Annotated in this window: 1 protein-coding gene; it reads left to right on the forward strand. The window is 45.6% G+C overall.

The genetic code is table 11. From position 1 onward, the window contains the following. Positions 1 to 2,990 (forward strand): beta strand repeat-containing protein (locus tag ABW636_RS22510; RefSeq protein ID WP_367592351.1); only part of this gene is annotated, 2,990 nt, incomplete at both ends.

Below are 2,990 nucleotides of genomic sequence, written 5' to 3' on the forward strand. Positions count from 1 at the left end.
GATTTGGATGGTGATAATGATGGTATCCCGGACTTAGTAGAAGGAGGCGGTACCGATGGTGATGGCGATGGTGTTGTAGATGCCCAGTTAGATAGTGACAATGATGGTATTCCAGACAGTGCAGATATCGACCAGACGGGTGGTACCGATACCGATGGTGATGGTATTGATGATGCTGCCGATGTAGATCAGACGGGTGGTACCGATACCGATGGTGATGGTATTGATGATACTTCCGATCCAGACGCCAATGGAGATGGTTTGGATGACAACACGACTCTTACTCCTGCCAATACGGATACTACAGGAAATCCAGACTTTTTGGATATCGATGCCGATGATGATGGTATTCCCGATAATATCGAAGCACAGCCTACCGCAGGTTATGTTGCCCCATTAGGTACCGATACCGATGGCGATGGTATCGATGATGCGTATGACAGTGACCAGGCCGGAGCTACGTTATTAAATGTTCCAGAAAACACAGACGGTATAGATACCGCCGATTATATAGATACCGATACCGACAACGATGGTATCAATGATATTATAGAGAATGGTGATACGGATAACGTTGCCAGTGGTACCGATACCGATGGTGATGGATTAGATGATGCCTTTGATGATAATGATGACAGTGCAATAGCCGGTTCGACAGTGAATGATGGTATCAACCCACCAAGTGGTACGAACCTAGGCGATGAAGATGGCGATGGCGAGGTTGATTATAGAGACATTCAGGATAACGATAATGATGGTGTTGCCGATAATGTTGATCTGGATGATGATAATGATGGTATCCCAGATACAGTAGAGAACGCCGGTAGTGGTGATCCACTAGCCGATAGTGATGGCGATGGTATTTTGGACTATTTAGATCCAGATAGTGGAGCCGATGTGAATGGCGATGGAGTTATCGACAGTTTTGATGCCGATGGAGATGGTGTAATCAACCAGTTTGATTTGGATGGTGATAATGATGGTATCCCAGACTTAGTAGAAGGAGGCGGTACCGATGGTGATGGCGATGGTGTTGTAGATGCCCAGTTAGATAGTGACAATGATGGTATTCCAGACAGTGCCGATGTAGATCAGACGGGTGGTACCGATACCGATGGTGATGGTATTGATGATGCTGCCGATGTAGATCAGACCGGTGGTACCGATACTGATGGCGATGGTATTGATGATACTTCTGATCCAGACGCCAATGGAGATGGTTTGGATGACAATACGACCCTTACTCCTGCCAATACGGATACTACAGGAAATCCAGACTTTTTGGATATCGATGCCGATGATGATGGTATTCCCGATAATATCGAAGCACAGCCTACCGTTGGTTATGTCGCTCCATTAGGTACCGATACCGATGGTGATGGTATCGATGATGCGTATGACAGTGACCAGGCGGGAGCTACCTTACTAAATGTTCCAGAAAACACAGACGGTATAGATACCGCAGATTATATAGATACCGATACCGACAACGATGGTATCAATGATATTATAGAGAATGGTGATACGGATAACGTTGCCAGTGGTACCGATACCGATGGTGATGGATTAGATGATGCCTTTGATGATAATGATGACAGTGCAATAGCCGGTTCAACAATCAATGATGGTATCAACCCACCAAGTGGTACGAACCTAGGCGATGAAGATGGCGATGGCGAGGTTGATTATAGAGACATTCAGGATAACGATAATGATGGTGTTGCCGATAATGTTGATCTGGATGATGATAATGATGGTATTCCAGATACAGTAGAGAACGCCGGTAGTGGTGATCCACTAGCCGATAGTGATGGCGATGGTATTTTGGACTATTTAGATCCAGATAGTGGAGCCGATGTGAATGGCGATGGAGTTATCGATAGTTTTGATGCTGATGGTGATGGCGTGATCAACCAGTTTGATTTGGATGGTGATAATGATGGTATCCCAGACTTAGTAGAAGGAGGCGGTACCGATGGTGATGGCGATGGTGTTGTAGATGCCCAGTTAGATAGTGACAATGATGGTATTCCAGACAGTGCCGATATCGACCAGACGGGCGGTACCGATACCGATGGTGATGGTATTGATGATGCTGCCGATGTAGATCAGACGGGTGGTACCGATACTGATGGTGATGGTATTGATGATACTGCTGATCCAGACGCCGATGGAGATGGCTTGGATGACAATACGACCCTTACTCCTGCCAATACGGATACTACAGGAAATCCAGACTTTTTGGATATCGATGCCGATGATGATGGTATTCCCGATAATATCGAAGCACAGCCTACCGTTGGTTATGTCGCTCCATTAGGTACCGATACCGATGGTGATGGTATCGATGATGCGTATGACAGTGACCAGGCGGGAGCTACCTTACTAAATGTTCCAGAAAACACAGACGGTATAGATACCGCCGATTATATAGATACCGATACCGACAACGATGGTATCAATGATATTATAGAGAATGGTGATACGGATAACGTTGCCAGTGGTACCGATACCGATGGTGATGGATTAGATGATGCCTTTGATGATAATGATGACAGTGCAATAGCCGGTTCAACAATCAATGATGGTATCAACCCACCAAGTGGTACGAACCTAGGCGATGAAGATGGCGATGGCGAGGTTGATTATAGAGACATTCAGGATAACGATAATGATGGTGTTGCCGATAATGTTGATCTGGATGATGATAATGATGGTATTCCAGATACAGTAGAGAACGCCGGTAGTGGTGATCCACTAGCCGATAGTGATGGCGATGGTATTTTAGACTATTTAGATCCAGATAGTGGAGCCGATGTGAATGGCGATGGAGTTATCGATAGTTTTGATGCCGATGGTGACGGAGTGATCAACCAGTTTGATTTGGATGGTGATAATGATGGTATCCCAGACTTAGTAGAAGGAGGCGGTACCGATGGTGATGGCGATGGTGTTGTAGATGCCCAGTTAGATAGTGACAATGATGGTAT

This window comes from Aquimarina discodermiae, from assembly GCF_040786235.1.
Taxonomy (GTDB): Bacteria; Bacteroidota; Bacteroidia; order Flavobacteriales; family Flavobacteriaceae; genus Aquimarina.